23 protein-coding genes and 1 riboswitch are annotated in these 21182 nt (G+C 35.1%); of the genes, 19 read left to right on the top strand and 4 right to left on the bottom strand.

All coding sequences use genetic code 11. The features are described from left to right. The first annotated feature begins 55 nt into the window (after positions 1-55). From STERM_RS05620 to STERM_RS05635, 4 genes are all read left to right on the top strand, one after another. A complete protein-coding gene (locus STERM_RS05620) occupies positions 56-1408 on the top strand; it encodes an MATE family efflux transporter (protein WP_012860602.1) in 1353 nt (450 codons plus the stop codon). Positions 1409-1439: 31 nt separating this feature from the next. After that, positions 1440-1949 carry a DUF4274 domain-containing protein gene (locus STERM_RS05625; RefSeq protein ID WP_012860603.1) on the top strand — a complete coding sequence of 170 codons (510 nt, stop codon included), beginning with the start codon at positions 1440-1442 and terminating at the stop codon, positions 1947-1949. Between the two features lie 33 nt (positions 1950-1982). Further along, on the top strand, positions 1983-2291 hold the full coding sequence (locus STERM_RS05630) for a winged helix-turn-helix transcriptional regulator (protein ID WP_012860604.1): 309 nt from the start codon (positions 1983-1985) through the stop codon (positions 2289-2291). A gap of 93 nt (positions 2292-2384) precedes the next feature. Then, a complete protein-coding gene (locus STERM_RS05635) occupies positions 2385-2948 on the top strand; it encodes a YbhB/YbcL family Raf kinase inhibitor-like protein (protein WP_012860605.1) in 564 nt (187 codons plus the stop codon). Between the two features lie 69 nt (positions 2949-3017). On the opposite strand, the gene STERM_RS05640 is transcribed toward STERM_RS05635, so the two are convergent. Both STERM_RS05640 and STERM_RS05645 read right to left on the bottom strand, forming a co-directional pair. Then, a complete protein-coding gene (locus STERM_RS05640) occupies positions 3018-4136 on the bottom strand; it encodes a DNA glycosylase AlkZ-like family protein (RefSeq protein ID WP_012860606.1) in 1119 nt (372 codons plus the stop codon). 154 nt (positions 4137-4290) lie between these two features. Then, positions 4291-4791: a DUF1439 domain-containing protein gene (locus STERM_RS05645; RefSeq protein WP_012860607.1), complete on the bottom strand. Its 501-nt coding sequence runs from the start codon at positions 4789-4791 to the stop codon at positions 4291-4293. A 147-nt stretch (positions 4792-4938) separates the two neighbouring features. Here STERM_RS05645 and rapZ point away from each other — a divergent pair, with 147 nt between their 5' ends. The 13 genes from rapZ (at position 4939) to tenA (ending at position 17583) form a co-directional block, all read left to right on the top strand. Beyond that, positions 4939-5802: an RNase adapter RapZ gene (gene rapZ / locus STERM_RS05650; RefSeq protein WP_012860608.1), complete on the top strand. Its 864-nt coding sequence runs from the start codon at positions 4939-4941 to the stop codon at positions 5800-5802. Next, complete coding sequence (uvrC, locus tag STERM_RS05655) at positions 5799-7583, top strand: excinuclease ABC subunit UvrC (RefSeq protein WP_012860609.1); 1785 nt, start codon at positions 5799-5801, stop codon at positions 7581-7583. Before rapZ ends, uvrC begins: the two co-directional genes overlap by 4 nt. 16 nt (positions 7584-7599) lie before the next feature. Further along, complete coding sequence (locus STERM_RS05660; RefSeq protein ID WP_012860610.1) at positions 7600-8628, top strand: hypothetical protein; 1029 nt, start codon at positions 7600-7602, stop codon at positions 8626-8628. Between the two features lie 43 nt (positions 8629-8671). Further along, positions 8672-10237 carry an ABC transporter ATP-binding protein gene (locus STERM_RS05665; protein ID WP_012860611.1) on the top strand — a complete coding sequence of 522 codons (1566 nt, stop codon included), beginning with the start codon at positions 8672-8674 and terminating at the stop codon, positions 10235-10237. Then, positions 10230-11294 carry an ABC transporter permease gene (locus STERM_RS05670; protein ID WP_012860612.1) on the top strand — a complete coding sequence of 355 codons (1065 nt, stop codon included), beginning with the start codon at positions 10230-10232 and terminating at the stop codon, positions 11292-11294. The genes STERM_RS05665 and STERM_RS05670 overlap by 8 nt, the downstream gene beginning before the upstream one ends. Next, positions 11291-12145: an ABC transporter permease gene (locus STERM_RS05675; RefSeq protein ID WP_012860613.1), complete on the top strand. Its 855-nt coding sequence runs from the start codon at positions 11291-11293 to the stop codon at positions 12143-12145. Before STERM_RS05670 ends, STERM_RS05675 begins: the two co-directional genes overlap by 4 nt. Positions 12146-12192: 47 nt before the next feature. Beyond that, positions 12193-12882, top strand: a complete 690-nt coding sequence (locus STERM_RS21120) for a LexA family transcriptional regulator (protein ID WP_012860614.1) — start codon at positions 12193-12195, stop codon at positions 12880-12882. Between the two features lie 169 nt (positions 12883-13051). After that, positions 13052-13672, top strand: a complete 621-nt coding sequence (locus STERM_RS05685) for a helix-turn-helix domain-containing protein (RefSeq protein WP_012860615.1) — start codon at positions 13052-13054, stop codon at positions 13670-13672. Positions 13673-13756: 84 nt separating this feature from the next. Beyond that, complete coding sequence (locus STERM_RS05690) at positions 13757-13993, top strand: hypothetical protein (RefSeq protein WP_012860616.1); 237 nt, start codon at positions 13757-13759, stop codon at positions 13991-13993. A 424-nt stretch (positions 13994-14417) separates the two neighbouring features. Then, a riboswitch (TPP riboswitch) is annotated at positions 14418-14516 on the top strand. 85 nt (positions 14517-14601) lie between these two features. Continuing rightward, positions 14602-15420, top strand: a complete 819-nt coding sequence (thiD, locus tag STERM_RS05695) for a bifunctional hydroxymethylpyrimidine kinase/phosphomethylpyrimidine kinase (RefSeq protein ID WP_012860617.1) — start codon at positions 14602-14604, stop codon at positions 15418-15420. Then, on the top strand, positions 15413-16243 hold the full coding sequence (gene thiM / locus STERM_RS05700) for a hydroxyethylthiazole kinase (RefSeq protein WP_012860618.1): 831 nt from the start codon (positions 15413-15415) through the stop codon (positions 16241-16243). Before thiD ends, thiM begins: the two co-directional genes overlap by 8 nt. 76 nt (positions 16244-16319) lie before the next feature. After that, complete coding sequence (gene thiE / locus STERM_RS05705; RefSeq protein WP_280109824.1) at positions 16320-16904, top strand: thiamine phosphate synthase; 585 nt, start codon at positions 16320-16322, stop codon at positions 16902-16904. Positions 16905-16914: 10 nt separating this feature from the next. Continuing rightward, a complete protein-coding gene (tenA, locus tag STERM_RS05710) occupies positions 16915-17583 on the top strand; it encodes a thiaminase II (RefSeq protein ID WP_012860620.1) in 669 nt (222 codons plus the stop codon). A 66-nt stretch (positions 17584-17649) separates the two neighbouring features. On the opposite strand, the gene STERM_RS05715 is transcribed toward tenA, so the two are convergent. Both STERM_RS05715 and STERM_RS05720 read right to left on the bottom strand, forming a co-directional pair. Continuing rightward, positions 17650-18177 (bottom strand): hypothetical protein, encoded by a 528-nt coding sequence (locus STERM_RS05715; protein WP_012860621.1) that lies wholly within the window; start codon positions 18175-18177, stop codon positions 17650-17652. 78 nt (positions 18178-18255) lie between these two features. Next, complete coding sequence (locus STERM_RS05720) at positions 18256-19218, bottom strand: helix-turn-helix transcriptional regulator (protein WP_012860622.1); 963 nt, start codon at positions 19216-19218, stop codon at positions 18256-18258. Between the two features lie 195 nt (positions 19219-19413). On the opposite strand from STERM_RS05720, the gene modB reads away from it, so the two are divergent. Both modB and modA read left to right on the top strand, forming a co-directional pair. Beyond that, positions 19414-20088 (top strand): molybdate ABC transporter permease subunit, encoded by a 675-nt coding sequence (gene modB, locus STERM_RS05725; protein WP_012860623.1) that lies wholly within the window; start codon positions 19414-19416, stop codon positions 20086-20088. 40 nt (positions 20089-20128) lie between these two features. Continuing rightward, entirely contained in the window at positions 20129-20923 is a 795-nt protein-coding gene (gene modA / locus STERM_RS05730; RefSeq protein WP_012860624.1) for a molybdate ABC transporter substrate-binding protein, read from the top strand. Positions 20924-21182: the final 259 nt, after the last annotated feature.

A 21182-nucleotide genomic window follows, 5' to 3' on the forward strand; every position in this document is an offset into this window, starting at 1 on the left:
TTTATAGTTAATTTTTATTTGTATAAAAGAAATATAATATTGAGGAAGGTGAAAAATGAAAAGCGAAAATTTTTACAGAGTATTTATAAAGTTAGCATTACCATTAATATGTCAGCAGTTTTTAAATGTAGCCCTGAATCTCGCAGATAATCTTATGATAGGCAGACTGGGGGAAACGGCTATAGCTTCTGTAGGATTTGCAAATAAATACTATATGGTATTTAATATAACATTATTTGGGGCTTTTAGCGGATGTTCCATTTTTATGGCACAGTTTTACGGCAAGAAAGATTATGCCATATTAAGGAAAATATTTGCCGTTATGATTATGCTGGCAGTTTTCTTTTTTTCAATTTTCAGTTTTCTGGGATATTTTTTTCCTGAATTTGTAATAAGAATATTTTCGGATGACCCCGAAGTAATAAGAATAGGTTCGGAATATCTGAAAATAATTAGCTTGTCATATCCTATGACTGCAATTTCAATGGCTGTTATTATGTCTATAAGATCCATGGGAAAAACAATTCAGCCGTTGGCAATATCATTTGTAGCAGTAATGGTAAATGTTGTCTTGAATTATATGCTTATAAACGGGAAAATGGGATTTCCGGTTCTGGGAGTAAACGGTTCGGCATATGCCACTCTTATTGCGAGAATACTTGAAATATGTATGTATATTATATTAATATATAAAAAAGGATATTATCTGAAAGGAAAACTGAAAACTTATTTCGGACTGTCAAAAGAGATAGTAATGTCAATGGTAAGAATATCAACTCCTGTTCTGCTTACTGAAATTATATGGGTATGCGGTACTGCAGCACTGACTATAGCATATGCAAAAGCCGGTACGGAGCAGGTAGCCAGCGTTCAGATAGGGGAGCTGCTGCTGAATTTTTCCACTATAGTTTTTATGGGAATAGCTAATGCTTCCAGTGTAATTATAGGGCAGGCTATAGGAGCCGGTAATCTTCCGAGGGCGATGGAAATGTCAAGGAAAATAATGAGAATTGCATTTGTATTTTCTATAATATGTGCTTGTTTTCTGGAGGTAATAGCAAAACCGGGTCTTGTATTTTATACACTGAAGCCTGAAGTACTGCAAATGACTGTGCGTGTAATAAGGGTTCTCGGAGTAGCAGTATTTTTCAAAATGCTTAACTGGACAATATTAATAGGAATATTAAGAGCAGGGGGAGATACAAAAGTAGCCTTTATTCTGGATACGGTATTTTTATTATTTTATGCTGTCCCTGTGGCATTTTTAGGAACAGTGGTATTGAAGCTTCCTGTATATCAGGTGGTAGCTCTTGCCAATATCGAGGAAATTATAAAATTTGTATTTGCTTTCTGGAGATATAAATCAAGAAAATGGATACATGATCTGACAAATATAGTAAAGCATTAGAAGAAAAACAGAAATCGGAAAGAGGCAGAAAATGTCAAATGAAGAATTAAAAGAGTTATTTAAGTTTATTCTGCATTCTGAAAGCTGTGAGGATATAACCGGAAAGATAAGCGGCATCAGGGATACCTATGTTTTGCATACTCTTGCGTATAATATGAATTATCATAAAATATATTATTATAAATCCGGGAATTTTTGCATAGAGAATGCTGTTATTAATAATCCTGACTGTGATTTAGGAACTGCAATGCTTTTGTTTTACTTTTGGAACGGCTTTGATTATCTGCTTGAAAGTAATATCAGATATAATAAAATAGTTTCGTTAATTAACAGGGTAACAGTTAGTAAAGAAACGCAATTTTTGAAAAAAGTTTATGAAAAGATTTTAAACAGGGGTTTTAAAACAGGTATTGCATATAAACCCAAGATAGGGAAAATTGAATTATCAATTTTTGAAAAGAGAAATTTTGTACCTCCGAAAGTATTTCTGGAAGAAACTCCGGGAATTGAGTATGAGGCTCTGAAAATATGGTATAAATAAAAAAACAGAAATAACCGGAAAGGATGGTGTCTTATGGATATAATATACACATGTCCTCTGGAGCTTACACAAAAAGTAATATCAAAAAAATGGACTGCCATATTATTATGGCGTTTAAGAATGGGAAAACAAAGAGTAAAAGATTTTAAAAATGATATAAAAGGGTGTAATGAAAAAATGCTTATACAGCATTTGAATTCTCTGCTGAAGGATGGATTTATCGGAAAGCTGGAATATGATGTATATCCCAAAAAAACAGAATATTATCTGACTGAAAAGGGAGAGGCTCTGCTGCCTGTTTTGAAGCTTATGCAGGAGTATGGAAGGGAGTATCTTATATAACTAACAAAAAAGTGTGTTATTCACTTTAGGATTTTGATGTGGTATATTTAATTACTGCGCAGGAATAAAAATCATTAAAGGAGAATGGTACATATGAAAAAAAGTGTGATTTTGATATGCCTGATATTTTCAGCTGTTATTTTTGGAAAAGGAAATTTTATTTTAAAAAGTGAAGGTATAGTAAATAATATTATAGAAGAAAAATATGGTGGAAAGGGTGCGGATACTATAAAAGGCGTGGGAAGCAGGTCACTTCCTCTGGAATGGTCAAATCCGCCTAAAGGAACAAAAAGCTTTGTTATAATAATGGAAGATCATGACGCTATACCGGTAACGGGATTTACGTGGATACACTGGAGTGTGGCTGATATAGAGCCGGAAAAGAGAAAGCTAAATGAAAACGAAAGCAGAAGCAATCCCGCTCTTATACAGGGATTAAACAGCTGGAACAGTTCTATAGGAGGTTTTACTTCTGAAGAGGCATCGTTTTACGGCGGGCCTATGCCGCCGGACAAAGATCATAAATACAGATTTACTATCTATGCACTGGATAAAAAGCTTGATTTGAAAAACGGTTATTATCTGAATGAGCTTTATGAAAAAATGGACGGGCATGTGTTGGACAAAAGTGTTTTGGAAGGAATTTACAAAAAATAAAATATAATATAAAAAAAGCAGAACCGGAGAAATAAACACAAAAACTGTGTAATTTCTCATGGTTCTGTTTTAATAACTGTTAAAATTGACTTCATTTATTTTCTTTTTCTGAAATAATGCAAGATTTTCAGCTTTTTTTATCAGTTTTTTCTTTTCTGAAGCATTAACTTTTTCAAACATAAAAAAGTTAAAATTTATATTTTTTCCTTTCGTTTCATAACGCCATGTTCCTGAAAGCCTGTTTCCGAGAAGAAAAACTGCTTCTATTATAGCAGAGGTACGCCATACTTCTTTTTCCTGTGCAGGTGATGCAATCCAGTCCTTGTGTTTATAACATACAAACAAAGGATCAAATTTTCCAAGAAGAAGAGCTTCCTTATTGTCATTGAATCTGTTGTCATTTTTTAGGGCAAGCAAATCTTCATCATTTTTTGGAAGATAGTATTTTTTGTTATCAAATGAAAATTCTTCAAGGGAATTCTTTATTTCATTAAATTTTCCCTCAACAAAAGATTTTTTTAATCCGCTCCAGTGGCAAAAATCTGCAAGAGTAGCTGGAGAATAATATGTGAAATAACGCAGCATGATATTTTTCAGGGTTTCTGCATGTCTATCACTGGTGAAGTTCCATTTTTTCTTATTTAGATTGGTATAGTGGACAAAGCTTTTTGTATGGGGCATTTCGGGAAGACCAAATAAGATTCTTGATAAAGTTGACTGTAAAATGAGAGAATACATCAGTCCGTTAGTATCGAAAGAAAAACCGCCGCTGTTTTTTTCTGTAATTTCTAAAATATCTTTTTTGGAAAGAATTTTTTTCTTTTGTCCCTCTTTGTCCAGAAGAGCAAGAAGACGGTCAAATTCTTCGGGGTTTTCGTTTCTGCATTTATTTACTACGGGAATGCTGCCGAAAAAAACATCGGATATATTTTCCCAGTCTTCAATGCCGTACATATGTACAGTAGTCCTCTGACCCCATGTTTTTACTATTTTATGTGAGGAATAGAGATCGATAAGGTCAGCAGGGTCAAGAGCCGGTTTCGTTCTGTTGAAAATGGAAATTTCACCGAACTGCTGATGCTGTGACTGTATCCCGATAAGATTATGAATACAGGACTGAACAGAATCAAAAGGTCTTAAAAGTCCGTTTTTCAAAAGACGGAGATAAATTATTTTTTCTTTTGTCACAGATTTTTCGCTCCTTTCATTTTTGGTATCGGGGGCTTAACAATATCATAGATTTTCTAAGGCAATAATAACACACAAAAAATAAAAAGACAATTGCAAAATAAAAATCCATACTAAGGAATAGGCGACTATTTCGAAATATGGATTTTTATATTTATTTGTAAACTATAAATTTCCCGTCTGAAATTTTGATATCTTCCACAAAGGAAAAATCATTCAGATCAAGAATAGGCTCTTTTTCCAGCCCTTTGAACGAAGCACCTAATGCTGTTCTTATAATAGGGTGCTTCTGCATGTCAATATCTTTGCCGTCCTTGGTAACGCTTACCAGTTCAAACTTATCAAGATAGAGCTTAGAATCAACCGAATCATATTTTACATGTGTCTGGAATGTCATGGTACCGCTGATGCTGTCTCCGACAGCCTGGTTTTTATATTTTGCTTCTATAATCAACGTGTCACCTATTAATGTAGTCTTTGGGTGACTTAACTTTATTTTGCCCACAGCATAACTTTTTTCAATAGGAAATTTCTTATTTACCGACATTTGAATAAGAAAGTTCGGAATTCCTACCTCTGGTTGTATATATAGATACAGTCCGTATCCAAATATAAGAAAAAGAGCTAAAAATAAAAAATTTAAAACTTTTTTCATCAATTCACCTCAACTTACTAAATTTACAAGCTAATTATAGCACCTGAATCTTTAAAATGTCTTAGAAAATGCAATGTTTTATAAAAAAACTTGAGTGAGTATATAATATTTGTTAAAATATAAGAAAAACATAAAGAGAGGCACTAAATGAGAGAATTAATAATTATAACTGGAATGAGCGGTGCCGGTAAATCCGTAACGCTGAAATTTTTTGAAGACAGAGAATATTTCTGTATAGATAATTTTCCTATACAGTTATTTCAATATATAGGACAAATATTTCTTGCAAAGGGAAAACGGGATAAAATAGCTGTGAGTATAGATATAAGAGATATGGAGATAATAAGTAAATTCGAGGAGCAGCTGGATATTCTGGATGATGAAAAGATAAAATACAGCGTAATCTACCTTGATGCCAAAAACGATATTCTCTTAAACAGATATGAGCTGAGCAGAAGGAAGCATCCTTTGAAGGTTTATGATACTCTTTTGAGTAATATAAAAAAAGAGAGACATCTTATAGAAAAATTAAAGCCAAAAGCCAATATAGTAATAGATACAAGCACGATTTCCACAAAGGAGCTGTATGAGATACTGGAAAGGGAATATACAAGGGATATTTCAAAGCTGAACATAAATCTTACGTCTTTTGGTTTTAAATACGGGATTCCTTTAGATCTGGATCTTATGTTTGATCTGAGGTTTCTGCCGAATCCTTATTACATAGAGGATCTGAAAAATAAAACAGGCAATCATATAGATGTTTATAATTATGTAGTAGAATCTGAGGAAAGCAAAAAATTTTATAAAATGCTTTTTGATATGCTGGTTTATCTGATACCTGAATACGAAGAAGAGGGAAAAGCCCACCTTCGTATAGGAATAGGGTGTTCCGGAGGACAGCACAGATCAGTTTCTTATGTGAATAAGCTTCATAAAGAATTAAGCGAAGAATTTGATTATAAAATAACATATTATCACAGAGAAGTGGGAGAAAAGGAGATCGTATGAATAATATAGAGCCTCCTGTAAAGCTGAATGAGATACCTCTGAATCCCGGCACATATATTATGAAAAATGAAAAAGGTAGGGTAATATATGTAGGGAAAGCCAAAAATCTAAGAAACAGGGTTTCGTCATATTTTAAAAATATCAGTTCACATACTGTAAAAACACTCGAACTTGTAAAAAATATAAGAAGCATAGAATTTTTTATATGCCAGAATGAAGTAGAGGCACTTATTCTGGAAAATAATCTTATAAAGAAGCATAAGCCGAAATATAATATAATGCTGAAGGATGAGAAAACTTATCCTTATATAAAAATAAGCAAGGAAGCATTCCCAAAGATAGAAATAGTAAGAAGTACCAAAAAATTAGACAGTAAAGAAGCAGAGTACTTCGGTCCTTATCCAATGGGAATATATTTTGCTGTAAAGTCACTTTTGAAGATATTTCCGATAAGGGACTGTAACAGGAATATGGAAAAGCAGTATGACAGACCGTGTCTGAAATATTATATGAATCTTTGTACAGGACCGTGTGTATATAAGGATTCTGTAACGGAATACAATGAAAATGTAAATAATTTCAGAAATTTTTTAAAGGGACATCAGAATAAAATTCTTGGCAGTCTAGAAGCCAGAATGAAAGAATTCAGTGAAAACATGGAATTTGAGAGGGCGATAAGAGAAAGAGAAAAGATAGTTTCACTGAAAAAGCTGCTTCAGAATCAGGTAATAGAATACAGCAAGGAGATAGACGAGGATGTATTTGTTATTGACCAGATAGGAGAAAAATCCTTTATATGTGTTCTGGATATCAGGGAAGGTAAGATTATCAATAAAAATCATATTTATGTATCCTTGGAAAATGTTCAGGAGGATGACTTATTCCACAGAATTTTTACGGCATATTATGAAAAAAGAAATATCCCCAAGAATATAATTCTGGATAAAAAATATGAAGAAGACGGAGACTTGATAAAAGGCTGGGTAAAGGCCGAAAAAAACAAAGATGTAAAACTGTATTTTCCGTCGATAGACAGCAGAAGAAAGCAGCTGCTGGAAATGGGATATCTGAACCTGAATGAAGAAGTGGAAAAATATTTTAAACAGAAAAAAATACTTGAAGAAGGGCTTGCTAAGCTGAAAATAGAGCTTAATCTAAGAAAGCTTCCAAGAAGGATTGACTGCTTTGATATATCCAATATTCAGGGGAAAGATGCCGTAGCGGCTATGACAGTGGCAATAGACGGTAATCCAGATCCGTCAAAATACAGACATTTTAAGATACAGACAAAGGATACTCCGGATGACTTCCATATGATGAGAGAGGCTCTCACAAGAAGATATTCAAAGATTCCGGATGAGGAATTTCCCGAACTTATATTGATAGATGGAGGAAAAGGGCAGCTTGGTGTGGCAACAGAGGTAATAGATTCTATAGATAAAAGCCATTTGGTAGATATAATAAGTATAGCCAAAAGAGAAGAAGAAATTTTCAAAAGCAGGGAAAGAGAACCCTATATATTCAGCAAAAGCGACGAGGCCTTGAAAATACTCCAGAGAATAAGAGATGAAGCGCACAGATTCGGTATTACTTATCACAGAAAATTACGAAGCAAAAGAAATGTAAAAAGTTTTCTTGATGACATATACGGTATAGGACCGAAACGTAAAAAAGAACTGATAAATAAATTCGGCACAATGAAAAATATAAAAGAAGCTAGTATTGAAGAATTAAGGAAAATAGTCCCCGAGGACATCGCAATAAAAATAAAAGAGAGTTAAAAAAAACGGAGGAAAAATGAAAAAAGCAATCTACATGCTGGTTTTTGTCTTATTGTCAATAGGTGCTCATGCCGGTCTCTTTGACAGGATAAAATCTGAAATAAAATTAAAAGAAGAAGAAAAACCTATATTTGAAAATGTTACATTATATATTGACGGTAAAGAAGTACAGGAAAAAGTCCTGCCGGGAGAATATACGCTGTATCTTTTTGAACTGGATTATCCTAATGATCTTTATAAAAAAATGGATTTTCTGAGAGATTTTTCGGAATTTTTGGATTATACCAAGAAAAATAATAAAAAGTATTCAGTTCTTTTAACTAAAGAGATGTTTAGTGATTTTATAGAAATAGAAAGCGGAAATACGCTGAAAAGTGAGGCAGTAATAAAAGAACCGGCTTCTTCACTGACTTATGAGCAGACAGAGCTTTTAAAAAATCTTTCCAGAGAGATAAAAGTAAAAGAATATATGGATACTGATCAGGAAAAGCTGAACAGACAAATTTATGTGCTTTATAGAATACTTGAGAAAAAAGGCTATATAGAGTCAAACGTTTATACAGAGCTGGATAAGGAAAATCTTATCGAGGAATTAAACGAAAGCAGAAAAAGACTGGTAGACAGATACAAAGTGACTCCTGTAGAGTATTTTTATAAAGAGGACTATAAGGATATCGATCTGAAAGATTTCTCGGATGAAGTAATGTATAAATTTGAGAAAGATATAGCATTATCCACAAAAATCGAAGATCAGGCTTTATTCCCTGATATTTCGCTGACACTTTATATTACTAATTTTGATTCACGTGTAATAGAAGAACTTGCACAAAAGCAGATAAAGCTGAAAAGAAGAATACTTCTGCTTGATAACAGGCTGTATCACGGCTATACATATAATGAGGAAAATACTGTTATTTTTATGAACGGGAAGCAGCCGCTGTATTATTTTCCTGATTATCAAATAGATATTAAGCTTATAAAGACAGATGTAAAAAAATTGAGAAATTATGATATGAAATACAATATAAATGACTTTTTTTATTAATGTCCTGCCCGATTCAGGGCATGACACTGGAAAGGATTCTGGGATGACTATGAATATTGCAAATGAAACAAATGGTGAAACAGAAAAAGAGAAAGCAGGATATATCCTGGAGATGGAAAATATACGTAAGGAATTTTTAGGCGGGAAGGTAATAGCGAATGAAGATATTACCTTAAAGGTAAAAAAGGGAGAAATCCATGCAATAGTCGGTGAAAACGGAGCAGGGAAATCCACACTGATGAAAATGCTGAATGGACTGTATGAGCCTACAAGCGGGAAGATACTCTATAAGGGAAAGGAAATAAATATAGATTCACCGTCAGTAGCAGCCAAGACAGGAATAGGAATGGTTTATCAGCACTTTATGCTGGTAGATACTCTTACTGTGGCAGAAAATATGGTTCTTGGTTTTGAGCCGAGTATAATGGGGAAATTTGATAAGAAGAAGGCAAGACAGGATGTAATAGATGTAGCAGAGAAATACGGACTTAATATAAATCCTGATTCAAAAGTAGAAGACCTTTCGGTAGGTATACAGCAGAGAATAGAGATACTGAAAATACTTTTCAAGGGAGCGGAGCTTCTGATATTTGACGAGCCGAGTGCAGTGCTGACACCGCAGGAGGTAAAGGAACTGTATCAGATAATGAGGAATCTGGTAAAAGAGGGGAAAACAATAATATTCATAACACATAAATTACAGGAAGTACTTGATGTTTCAGATAATATAACAGTAATAAGAAAAGGAAAGAACGCGGGAAGTATAAAGACAAGCGAGGCAACAAAAGAGATAATAGCCAATATGATGGTAGGAAGAAAGGTATTGTTTGAAGTAAACAGACCAGATGTAGAGCTTGGAAAAGACTTAGTAGAAGTACTGAATATGAGAGTAAACGGAGATAACGGTCTTGAGGCGGTAAAGGGAGTAGACCTGATAATCCATGAAGGAGAAGTACTGGGAATAGCAGGAGTGGAAGGGAACGGTCAGACAGAGCTGATAGAAGCGTTGGCAGGACTGAGAAAGGTGGAGAAGGGAAGCTTTAGAATAGGAGAGCAGAATCTGACACATTCATCACCGAGAGACAGAAGAGAAAGCGGACTTTCCCATATACCGGAAGACAGACATAAGAGAGCAGCAATAGATGATTTTACAATAGAGGAAAATATGATACTCGGAGTGGAAAATAATTACTGCCGGGGATCAATACTGGATTTTGGAAAAATAACAGAGAAAACAAATGAATATATAAAGAAATATGATATAAGAACCCCTGATTCAAAGGTAAAGTTCGGAGGACTGTCAGGAGGAAACCAGCAGAAGGTGGTAGTAGCAAGAGAGCTGGAGAAGGAAAATAGATTCATAATAGCGTCACAGCCGACAAGAGGAGTTGATATAGGAGCAATAGAGATGATCCATAATACAATCCTGAGTGAAAAAAAGAACAAGAAGGCAATACTGGTAGTATCGGCAGAGTTATCCGAGGTAATGAGCTTAAGTGACAAGATAGCGGTAATGTATGAAGGAAAAATAGTGGGAGTACTGAAAAGAGAAGAGGCAACGACAGAGAAACTGGGAATATTAATGGCAGGAGGTAAAATTGATGAATAAAAAGTATGTGGAAATTTTAACTCCGTTACTGGCGGTATTGACAGCCTTAATAATAGGGGGAATAATAATCCAGCTGAATGGTGTAAATGCATTTGAGGCATATGGTCAGTTATTTAAGTCGGCATTTTATCAGGCAAATCCGAAGGCACCGTTTATGAGCGGACTGGCAAAGACACTGCTGACGGCAACACCGATGATATTTGTGGGATTATCAGTAATGATAGCTTTTAAGGCGGGATTATTTAATATAGGAGCCCAGGGACAGATGATAATGGGCGGAGTAGCAGCAGCAGTAGTAGGGATATATGTGAAGAATGCTTTTCTGGGTAACTTTGTAACAGCAATAATAGCAGCAGGAATAGCAGGTTTTTTATGGGCTTCGATATCAGGTTATCTGAAAGCAAAGTTTGGAGTTCATGAGGTAATAAGTACAATAATGTTAAACTATATAGCAATCAATCTGCAGAATTATCTTCTGAACTATCCGTTGAAAGATCCGGCATCCCAGAATGTCCAGACAATGAAGGTACTGGAACCGGCAAGATTGTTTTTGCTTGCACCGTCAACAAAACAGAAGCTGAATTTAGGATTTATACTGGCAATAGCAGCGGTAATACTGGTATGGTATTTCTTCGGTAAGACAAAACAGGGCTATGAGATGAAGGCAGTAGGTCTGAATGCAGGTTCTGCAGAGAATGCGGGAATAAAGATAAAGAAGAATATAATATTTGCAATGGGACTTGCGGGAATACTGGCAGGAATAGGAGGAGCGGAAAGAGTTCTCGGAGGTTCTGCACAGTATGCTTATACGGAGCTGATAATGGGAGAGCTTGGCTTTACGGGAGTAGCAGTATCCTTATTGGGGAAAAGTAATCCAATAGGAGTATTTATAGCGGCGATCTTTTATGCCTCGCTGGAAATAGGCGGGCAGAGTCTTCAGAGTATGAGGATACCGAAAGAAGTGGTATATATAATCCAGGCATTAATAATAATATTTGTGGCAGGAGAAAATCTATTCAGATATATGTTATCAAAAAGAGGAGGTAAAAAACAATGATGGAAATATTAGGACAAATCTTGATGTTGGCCCCTCCGATATTAATAACAGCAGTAGGAGCATGTTTTACGGAAATAACAGGAGTAACGAACCTTGGTTTAGAGGGAATGATGTTATGCGGAGCATTTGCAGGAGCGACAGTATCATATTATACAGGTAATCCTTATATGGGATTAATAGCAGGAGTACTGGCAGGGGGAATAATATCTCTGGTCCATGCGTTTATAAGTATAAACTTACGAGGAAACCAGATAGTAAGCGGAGTTGCGATAAACCTTCTTGCAGTTGCACTGACCTCCTATCTGATAAAGGTATTGTTTAAGGTAGCGGGTTCGACACCTGCAGCACCGAGACAGGCAAGTCTGATGTTTGTACTGATACTGATATACGGTTTGGCAATAATATCGAATTATATAATGTACGGAACAGTATTGGGACTGAGAATGAGAGCAGTGGGAGAGCATCCGCTGGCAGCGGATACAGTGGGAATAAATGTATATTTGATAAGATATATAGGAGTAGTAATGTCAGGACTGTATGCAGGACTGGGAGGAGCATATATGACGACGGTAATGCTGCCTTCATTCAGCAATAACATGTCGGCGGGAAGAGGATTTATGGCAATGGCAGCGATGATATTCGGAAAGTGGAAGCCTTGGGGAGCAATGCTTGCGAGTTTCTTATTTGCCTTTGGAAGTGTACTGGAGGTCCAGTTAAAGATCCATTATCCGAACTTTCCGCAGCAGTTTTTGGCGATGATTCCGTATGTACTGACACTGCTTGCCTTGGTAGGCTTTGTAGGGAAGGCAAAGGCACCGGCTTCTTCGGGACAGCCTTATGAAAAACAGTAATATATAAAGGGATATATAAAATTCTTTTGAAAGAGCGGGTGTTTGGAATGTTAAATACAGGAGAAATACTGGAAAAGTATCTAAAGGGCAGAATGAGTATGACGGATCTGGCAGGATTACTGGGGATTACGCCGCAGTATATCAGCAGTGTACTGAATAATACCAAAAGACCTTCCAAAAATTTTCTGGAAAAGTTTTATATGATTTTTGATGTAATGGAGGAAGATAAAGAAAATATAGAGAATTATGAAGAATTTAGACGTCTTCCCGAAAATTTTCAAAAAGAATATTTGAAATTAAAAGAAAAAAATTCAAAAAACACTCCAAAAGGCTCAGGAATATTAAAATTTCCATTGAAGGCTATTGTGGAATCAGGACTGGGACTTTTGAATGAACTGGAAAAAGAGGAATATATAAGTATTCCGGAAACAGATTCTGTTTCTGAAAACAGCTTTTTTATAAAGATATACGGAAATGAACTGGAACCCGAGTTTATAAATAAGGATATGCTTCTTATGGATCCTGAAAGCTGCGGTGAATTATATCTTATGAATAACAAAATCTGTGTTTTGAAGCATAATAATGAATTATTTCTGAGAAGAGTAGAGTACTTTAAAGAGGTAGTTATTCTCAGATGTATTAATAATAAGCTTAATCCCATAGTTATTACAGGTGAAAATATTGAAAAAATCCAGTGTACGGGGCGTGTAAGACAGATTATAAGATATCTGGAATAATCTAAAAACTTAATATACTGATAAAATAATAGATTTGTAATTAATCGAATGCAGAGTAATAGATAGTTATCGAATAAATATATTAATTAACTTAATAGAAACATTATGTTTTTTTGTATTTTTTTTAAAAATATGCTATGATATACAAAAAATATTACAGGGGGATGAAATGTTTTTAGATTTGTTAAAGAGACATATTGAGGAAAGGGGACAGAGATTTTCACAGATAGCAAAATATCTGGATAAATCTGTTTCTTATGTTAATGAGATTCATAAAGGGAGAAGAGAAATAAAGCTTAATGATATCGTTAAGTTTACAGAAGCTTTGGAGCTGGATTTTCATGATAAAGTAGAGTTTATAGAGTTATATTTGTCTGAAAAATATCCTGAGTTATTTAAAGTACTGAAAATGAATGTCAGTGCAATTGAGAGTATTCCTGTTCTTGAAACGGAAAATGTCCTGAATTACAGGGAAAAAACAGAAAGCTATATGCATATACCTGTTATTTACTCCAATATAAAAGGAGTGCTGGCAATAAAGCTTGAAAAAGATTTTTTGGAAAATAAATTTTTGAAAGACGATTATTTGATTTTGAAATTAAGAGAAAATTCTGGTTTTACAGAGGAATGTCTGGGAAAATATATTCTTTATCCAGAAGAAAACGGGATATATCTTGATAAGCTGACTGAAAACAGCGGGAAATATTATTTTCTTGTCAAAAATGCCGAAATACCGGATACTAGTAAAATAATTGGTTACGTAATAGGTAAGTATACTGATATTTATTAGTTTTAATTTATAATTGACTTTTTACACTAAAAGTGTATAATATTAATAATGAAACTAAAAGTCAATTCGGAAAGGGTGGTTTTGGTGGAAAGGAATACAAATTTCAGACTTATAGCAAATGTCGAAAGAATTCTTCAGGAAAGAAACAGAGAAAGAGAAAAGGAGAATCTTCCGAAAATCAGAAAAAAAGATCTGGATTCACGGGCAAATGATACCTTGTACAGACTCAGACATAATCTGAATTATCCTAATCTTTCTACAATTATGAAATGGGCGAATGTTCTTGATGTGGATATAAGTGAGTTTTTTCAGCCTATTTAGAAAAATATTATATAAAGAATACACAGAAATTAGTCTGTGTATTCTTTCTTTTTCCGGGAAATTTTGGTGAAGCTCAAACAATACATATTAAACTTTATGAGAAATTTTGAAAAAATAATATTATAAAAAAGTTTTTGTTGAACAAATTCTACAGATCATAAAGGAAATCATAAGGAAAATCTAAATAAAATTATAAATGCAGAAAATGTAGAAGTTAACTGAAATTAAAGTTGACGAATAAGTATTCTAGTGCTAAACTATCAACATATATGCGGGGGAACTGCTTGCAGTTGAGAAGGCTAAAACCTGACCCATTGAACCTGTCAGTTAACACTGGTGAAGGGAAGCAGTTATTAGAATATCATTTTTTTGATTAAGTGCTTTCTTTATTTTTGAGGCACCTTTTTTTATTTAATAAAATTGAATATTTTTGCGGGGGGACTGCTTGCAGTTGAGAAGGTTAAACCTGACCCATTGAACCTGTCAGTTAACACTGGTGAAGGGAAGCAGTCTTTTATTTTGAGGTAGAAATTATCATATATATAAATAAAAAACTTTCCTTTAGGGGGAAGTTTTTTTTGTATAAATTTTTTACCTAGGAGGAACAAATGAAAAAAATTCTAAGTATCGCAGGCTCTGACTGCAGTGGAGGAGCAGGAATACAGGCAGATTTGAAAACTTTTTCGGCGCACGGACTTTTTGGAATGAGTGTAATTGTCTCTGTAGTAGCAGAGAATACCAGCAGGGTTATTGACATTCAAAATATAAGCCCTGATATGATCCGGAAACAGATTGATGCAGTTTTTGAAGATATTGGAACAGATGCTGTGAAAATAGGCATGCTTTCCGGAGAGGAGAGTATGAGAGCTGTGGCAGAAAAGCTTTCGGAATATAAGGCACAAAATGTAGTGGCAGATCCTGTAATGTATGCAAAAAACGGATGTCCGCTAATGGATCCTGATTCTGTAGGAGCTTTGATAGACATAATAATTCCGGCGGCCGATCTGCTTACGCCTAATATTCCCGAGGCGGAAAGAATAGCAGGGATTACAATTGAAAATACCGAAGATATGAAGAAGGCAGCAGCCAAAATACATAAAATGGGAAGCAGAAATGTACTGGTAAAAGGCGGGCATCTTGAGAAGGAAGCACTTGATATTTTGTATGACGGAAAAGATTATTATTATTTTAACTCGGAAAGGATAAATACAAAAAATACACATGGAACGGGCTGTACTTATTCATCAGCAATTGCTTCAAATCTTGCGTTGGGAATGGGGCTGGAAAATGCTGTGAGAAAAGCAAAAATTTATGTGACAACAGCTATAAGACATTCGCTTAATATAGGAAAAGGACATGGTCCTACCAATCATTTTTATTCTTTATATAAGAACGGACTTGAAAACGGAGGTGGGAATCATGACTAAAAAACTAACAGATATAATAAAGGAATATCCTGATGCGGTAAGAACAGAAAAACCTCTTATTCATCATATTACCAATTATGTAACAGTTAATGACTGTGCTAATATTACACTTGCCGCCGGGGCATCTCCCGTGATGGCTGATGATCCTGAAGAAGCTGAGGATATTGTTTCTCTGGCTTCGGCACTGGTAATAAATATGGGAACGCTGAATAAAAGAACTATAGAATCAATGATAACTGCCGGTAAAGCAGCAAAGAAAAAGAATATTCCGGTAATTTTTGATCCTGTGGGTGCAGGAGCAGGAACTCTCAGAAATGAAACTGCAGCAAGAATTCTGAAAGAAGTGAGACCGTCTGTTCTGAAAGGCAATGTATCTGAAATATTATTTATTTCAGGAGTAAGCTCCGGAGCAAAGGGAGTGGATGTTTCTGAAAATGATAAAAATATAAGAGAGGAAATTATCTGCGAGAAGATAAAGAAACTGGCTCTGAAAACCGGCTGTGTAGTAGCTGCTACAGGTGAAAAAGATATTATCTCAGACGGGAAAAGGGTCATATATGTGGAAAACGGACATAGAATGATGTCGGATATTACGGGAACAGGATGTATGACCACATCACTGACAGCAGTATTTTGCAGTGTCAGTAATGATCTGCTGCTGGGGACAGCAGCAGGAATCCTGTATATGGGACTTGCGGGAGAAAAAGCTTTTAATGAAGCAGGAAACCGGGGAAGCGGGAGTTTCAGGACAGCACTTATTGATCAGATTTATAATACCAGCAGAAAGAATATAGAAGAAAATGCCAAAATTTTTGAAAGATGAGGGAGAATACAGATGAAAGGAAAAGATGTATTATACGGAACTGAAATAAAAAAAAATTGATTATTCTTTGTATCTTGTGGCAGACACCAGTTTTATGACATTAGAAACCGCAGAAAAGAAAGTGACAGAGGCAATAGAGGGAGGGGTAACAATAGTACAGCTGCGGGCAAAGGATATTTCAGCAGCGGAATTTTATAATATGGCTTTAAAAATAAAAATGGTAACGGGTTATTATAATGTGCCATTGATAATAAATGACAGGGTAGATATAGCAATAGCCGCAGATGCAGATGGCGTACATACAGGTCAGGAGGATTTGCCTGCCGGAGAAGTAAGAAAATTAATAGGTATGAATAAGATAATGGGAATATCCGTTTCAAATACCTCCGAAGCAGAAAAGGCAGAGAGAGAAAGTGCGGATTATCTGGGAGCAGGAGCAATGTTTCCCACAGATACTAAGCTGGATGCAAAATATGTAAATCTTGAAGAGCTTGGGGAAATAAAGAAAAAAGTACAGATACCCGTAGTAGCAATAGGGGGAATAAATGCAGAGAATGCAGGACAACTGTTTTGTGCAGGTGCAGACGGTATAGCTGTGGTTTCAGCAATATTAGGAGAAAAAAATATAAAAGAAGCAGCTTTGAAGCTGGCTTTAAAATAGGAGGAATAACATGTCATTTTCAAATACACTAAAAGAAAAAGCCGGAAAAGTCTGGGAGGATTGTTACGAGCATCCTTTTTTACAGGAGCTGGGTAAGGGAACACTTGAGAAAGAAAAATTTAAGTTTTATCTTCTTCAGGATTACAGGTATTTGATAGAGTATGCAAAAGTATTCGCAGCAGGATCAATAAAATGTGATGAAGAAAAATATATGACAAAATTTTCAGGAGTTCAGCATAATATACTATATGATGAAATGGATATTCACAGAAAGTATATGGCAGATTTCGGGATAACTGAAAAAGAGGCGGAGGATACTGTCCAGTCTTTGTTCAGCAAGGCATATACTTCAAATATGCTTGCTACTGCTTATTCGGGTACGACGGCAGATATTATTGCCGTGGTATTTCCATGTGCATGGTCCTATCATGACTATGCCAAAAGACTAAAACAGAGCTATGGAGATATACCGGAAGATAATTTTTATAAAAAATGGATAGATACTTATGCAAGTGAGGAATTCGGAGAATCTTTCAGCTGGTTTTATGAATATTTGGACTTACTGTGTGAAAATAAAACAGAAAAAGAACTGAAAAAAATAGAAGACATATTCAGAACAAGTATAGAATTTGAATTTTTATTCTGGGATATGGCTTACAGAATGAAAATGTCTTATTAACAGTTACGCAAAAAAACAGGCTTTGGCGAAATACCGTCAAAAGCCTGTTTTTTATATATTCATTTGTTATTGTTGTGCAAAAGTGCTTAATCCGCCTGTAAGGTATACAAATAAATCAGTACTTTTCTCTGTGTCGATTTCCCAGTCTCCGTCAGTTTTTACCATATATACCGGAACAGTACCCGTCATATAGTTCAGATCTTTGCTTTCCAGTATATTGTTCATACTGTCGTTAAAAAATTTATCCATATCCTCTTCAGTAGCCCCGCTAAAGGCCAGGCTGAGTCCTTCTTTAAAAATGTCAATAAAAGGTTCCAGCACATTTGGAGCTTTTATTTCTACCTGAAGAACACTTTCATTTCCTTTTTCTTCGGCACTTAATACCTTGTACTCAATTTTTTTGAAAAAATTCATATAAAAATTCTCAAATTTTTGGACAGCAGGACTGTCAGAGCTGTTAATAAGCTCTTTAGCTTTGATCTGGTCAGCCGATTTAATATCTGACATACGGTTTTCAAAAGCTTTCTGCGATGAAGGCTTGCCGCAGCTCATAACTAAAAAGAACATCGTAAGAAAAATTAACAGTTTTTTCATCAATAACCTCCTAATATAAATTTAGAATAATTCTAACATAATAATATAAAAGAGACAATAAAATATATTTTTATTTTTTTATGTCAAAGCGATAATTTCACCCATTTCACTTATATCATAACCGCCGATATCTTTGAATTCAGACTTAAATTCATCAGAACGCAGAATTTTTAAAATACTCTGTACAACAGGAGTGTCAAAAATTTCTTTTTTGATTACCAGCTCGTATCGTTCTTTCTGAAGCGGAATAAAGTCGATGCCCTCCACCTGAGAAGCTATCTTTTCTATTCCCACCCCGATATCAGCTGCGCCTCTGCTGATGGTGCTTGCTACAGTAAGATGGGATTGTGTTTCATTATCATAACCGTTTAACGAGCTTCCGTAAATACCCATAAGACGGAGATGTTCATCAAGAAGAACACGTGAGCCGGCTCCCTTCTCTCTGTTAATGACTGTAATATCTCTGCGTTTAAGATCTTCCCATGAGTTTATATCTTTGGGGTTGCCTTTGGCTACATAGAATCCCTGTGTCCGGCAGGTAAGATGAATTATAACGGCGGGTATTCCAGGAAGAAGCCTTCTGACAAAGGGAACATTATATTGTCCTGTATCACCGTCCCATAAATGAGTGGTAGCTGCCTGTATATATCCGTTATACAAAGCCACAAGACTGCTGTAGCTGCCTATGTAAGCACGTAGTGCAGATATATTCTTACAGTATTTTCCCATATAGCTTGTCAGAATATCCAGCATAAGATCCTGCCCGCAGACTATAAATTCGTTGCTTGCGGGAACCTTTGCAAGACCGCCGAAAGTATCGGTATATAAATCCGAAAGAGCAGTATTTTCTTTTCTTCCGGGATTTTGTATTTTTTTTGAATTTTCAATATAGGATTCCACATCTTTCAGGGTAAAGCGAACTTTTCTTCCGACCTTGTAAGAATTAAGCTCGCCTCGTTTTACCAGTTCATAAACTGTATTTTTGGCAATTTTCAGTATATCTGCCACATCCTGCACAGTAAGAGCCTTAGTATTATCCATATAATCCAACCTTTCCCCGTGAATAAGTTTTTTATTTATTATAGCTTTTTTGGGGGTTAATTGCAATTATTTGAGTATTGCGCTCTTGACAAATTATTCTTTCCTAACTATAATGTATTAAACGTAACGAAACATGACGAAAAGTGATGTAAGATTATGAGAAGATAGATTTAATAAAAGGCGGAGGCTTATTTAATGTATGAGGCAATATTATTATCATTGAAGATTACGGGGATTTCAACGTTAATAACCAGTTTTCTGGGTATTATTACAGCGTATATTTTTAATAAACATGATTTTAGAGGAAAAAGCATACTGGAAACATTATTTCTTATGCCGATAGCACTTCCGCCCACAGTGGTGGGTTATTTGATAATGCTCGGAATCGGCAGAAAAAGTGTATTTGGACAGTTTTTATATAAAAATTTTGGTATAAATATATTATTTACCTGGCAGGCAGCATGTATAGCAGCAATAGTAGTGAGCTTTCCCCTGATATATCAAAATGCAAAAAATGCTTTCAAATATGTGGACGAGGATGTAAAAGATGCGGCAAGAGTGGATGGTGCCTGTGAGCTGAAGCTTTTTTGGTTTATAATAATACCGATAGCATTAAACGGGATAATCGGCGGGATTATACTTGCATTTGTGAGGGCATTGGGTGAATTCGGTGCTACACTGATTGTGGCAGGGAATATTCCGGGTCAGACACAGACAATACCGCTCCTAATATATTTCTCTATCGGAAGCGGAGATAACAAGACAGCTAATATGCTTGTAATACTTATTATGATAATAAGTATGTCACTTGTTTTGATAACTAACAGACTTCTGAAAAGAGATGAAACACCGAAGAAAAGTTCGGAATAAATCTGGTAATAAATTAATAATATAAAGGAGAGTAGGTATAATGAAAAAATTATTGGGGATATTGCTGATGCTGGGTATTGTAATTCTGACAGCCGGGTGCGGAGGCGGAAAAGATGCGGCAGAAACAGCAGAAAAGCCGGCAGCGGAAGAAAAAGAACTAACTGTAAGTATTGCTGCGAGTACTAAAAATGCAATTGATGAAATAGTGAAAAATTATGAGAGTGAGAATCCCGGTGTAAAAATAAAGATTAATTCAGGTGGTTCCGGTACATTGGAACAGCAGATTACCGGCGGGGCTCCAGTAGATATATTTTTATCGGCAAGTAAGAAAAATATGGATAATCTGGAAGAAAAAGGTTTTCTTCTGGAAGGGACAAGGCAGGATCTTCTGAAAAACAGTCTTGTATTAATAGGAAGCAGTGATGTAAAAGATAAGATAAAAGGTATAGAGGATCTGAAAGCCGGGGGAGTGAAAATAGCTTTAGGAGAATTAAATACAGTACCTGCCGGGAAATATGCAAAACAGGCTTTTGAAAAATTAGATATGTGGAATGAGATAGAGAAAGAAGCCATTTATCAAAAAGATGTAACAGCAGTACTGACTATAGTAGATTCAGGAGAAATTGAAACAGGAGTGGTATATTCTTCAGATGCCCTTACTTTGAAAAATGGATTTATAATAGAAGAGTTTGCTGCAGATACACATGATGCTGTTGTATATCCGGCAGCTATTATAAAGGAAACAAAAAATAAAGAGGAAGCGGAAAAATTCTTGAAATATCTTCAGAATGATGCCTCAAAAGAAATATTTGAAAAATATGGTTTTAAGCTATAAATAAAAGTGAAAAGTTAATTCTGCCTCTTAGCAGGTATTAATTATATACAGTGTAGGTGCTGTATTCCGGATTCAAAATTATTTTTTTCTTCTGGAATATCTGCACCTTATTTTTTGAAAAACAGAATAAATAAACATAGGATTACAGCAGAAAATAAAAGGACTTTAATAAAGAATATTAATAGTTCTTGACAAAGTCGAAATATTAGTGTATTATATTCAGGTCAATTGAATAACAGGTTACGGTAGAAGTAGAAAC

The organism is Sebaldella termitidis ATCC 33386 (assembly GCF_000024405.1).
Taxonomy (GTDB): Bacteria; Fusobacteriota; Fusobacteriia; order Fusobacteriales; family Leptotrichiaceae; genus Sebaldella; species Sebaldella termitidis.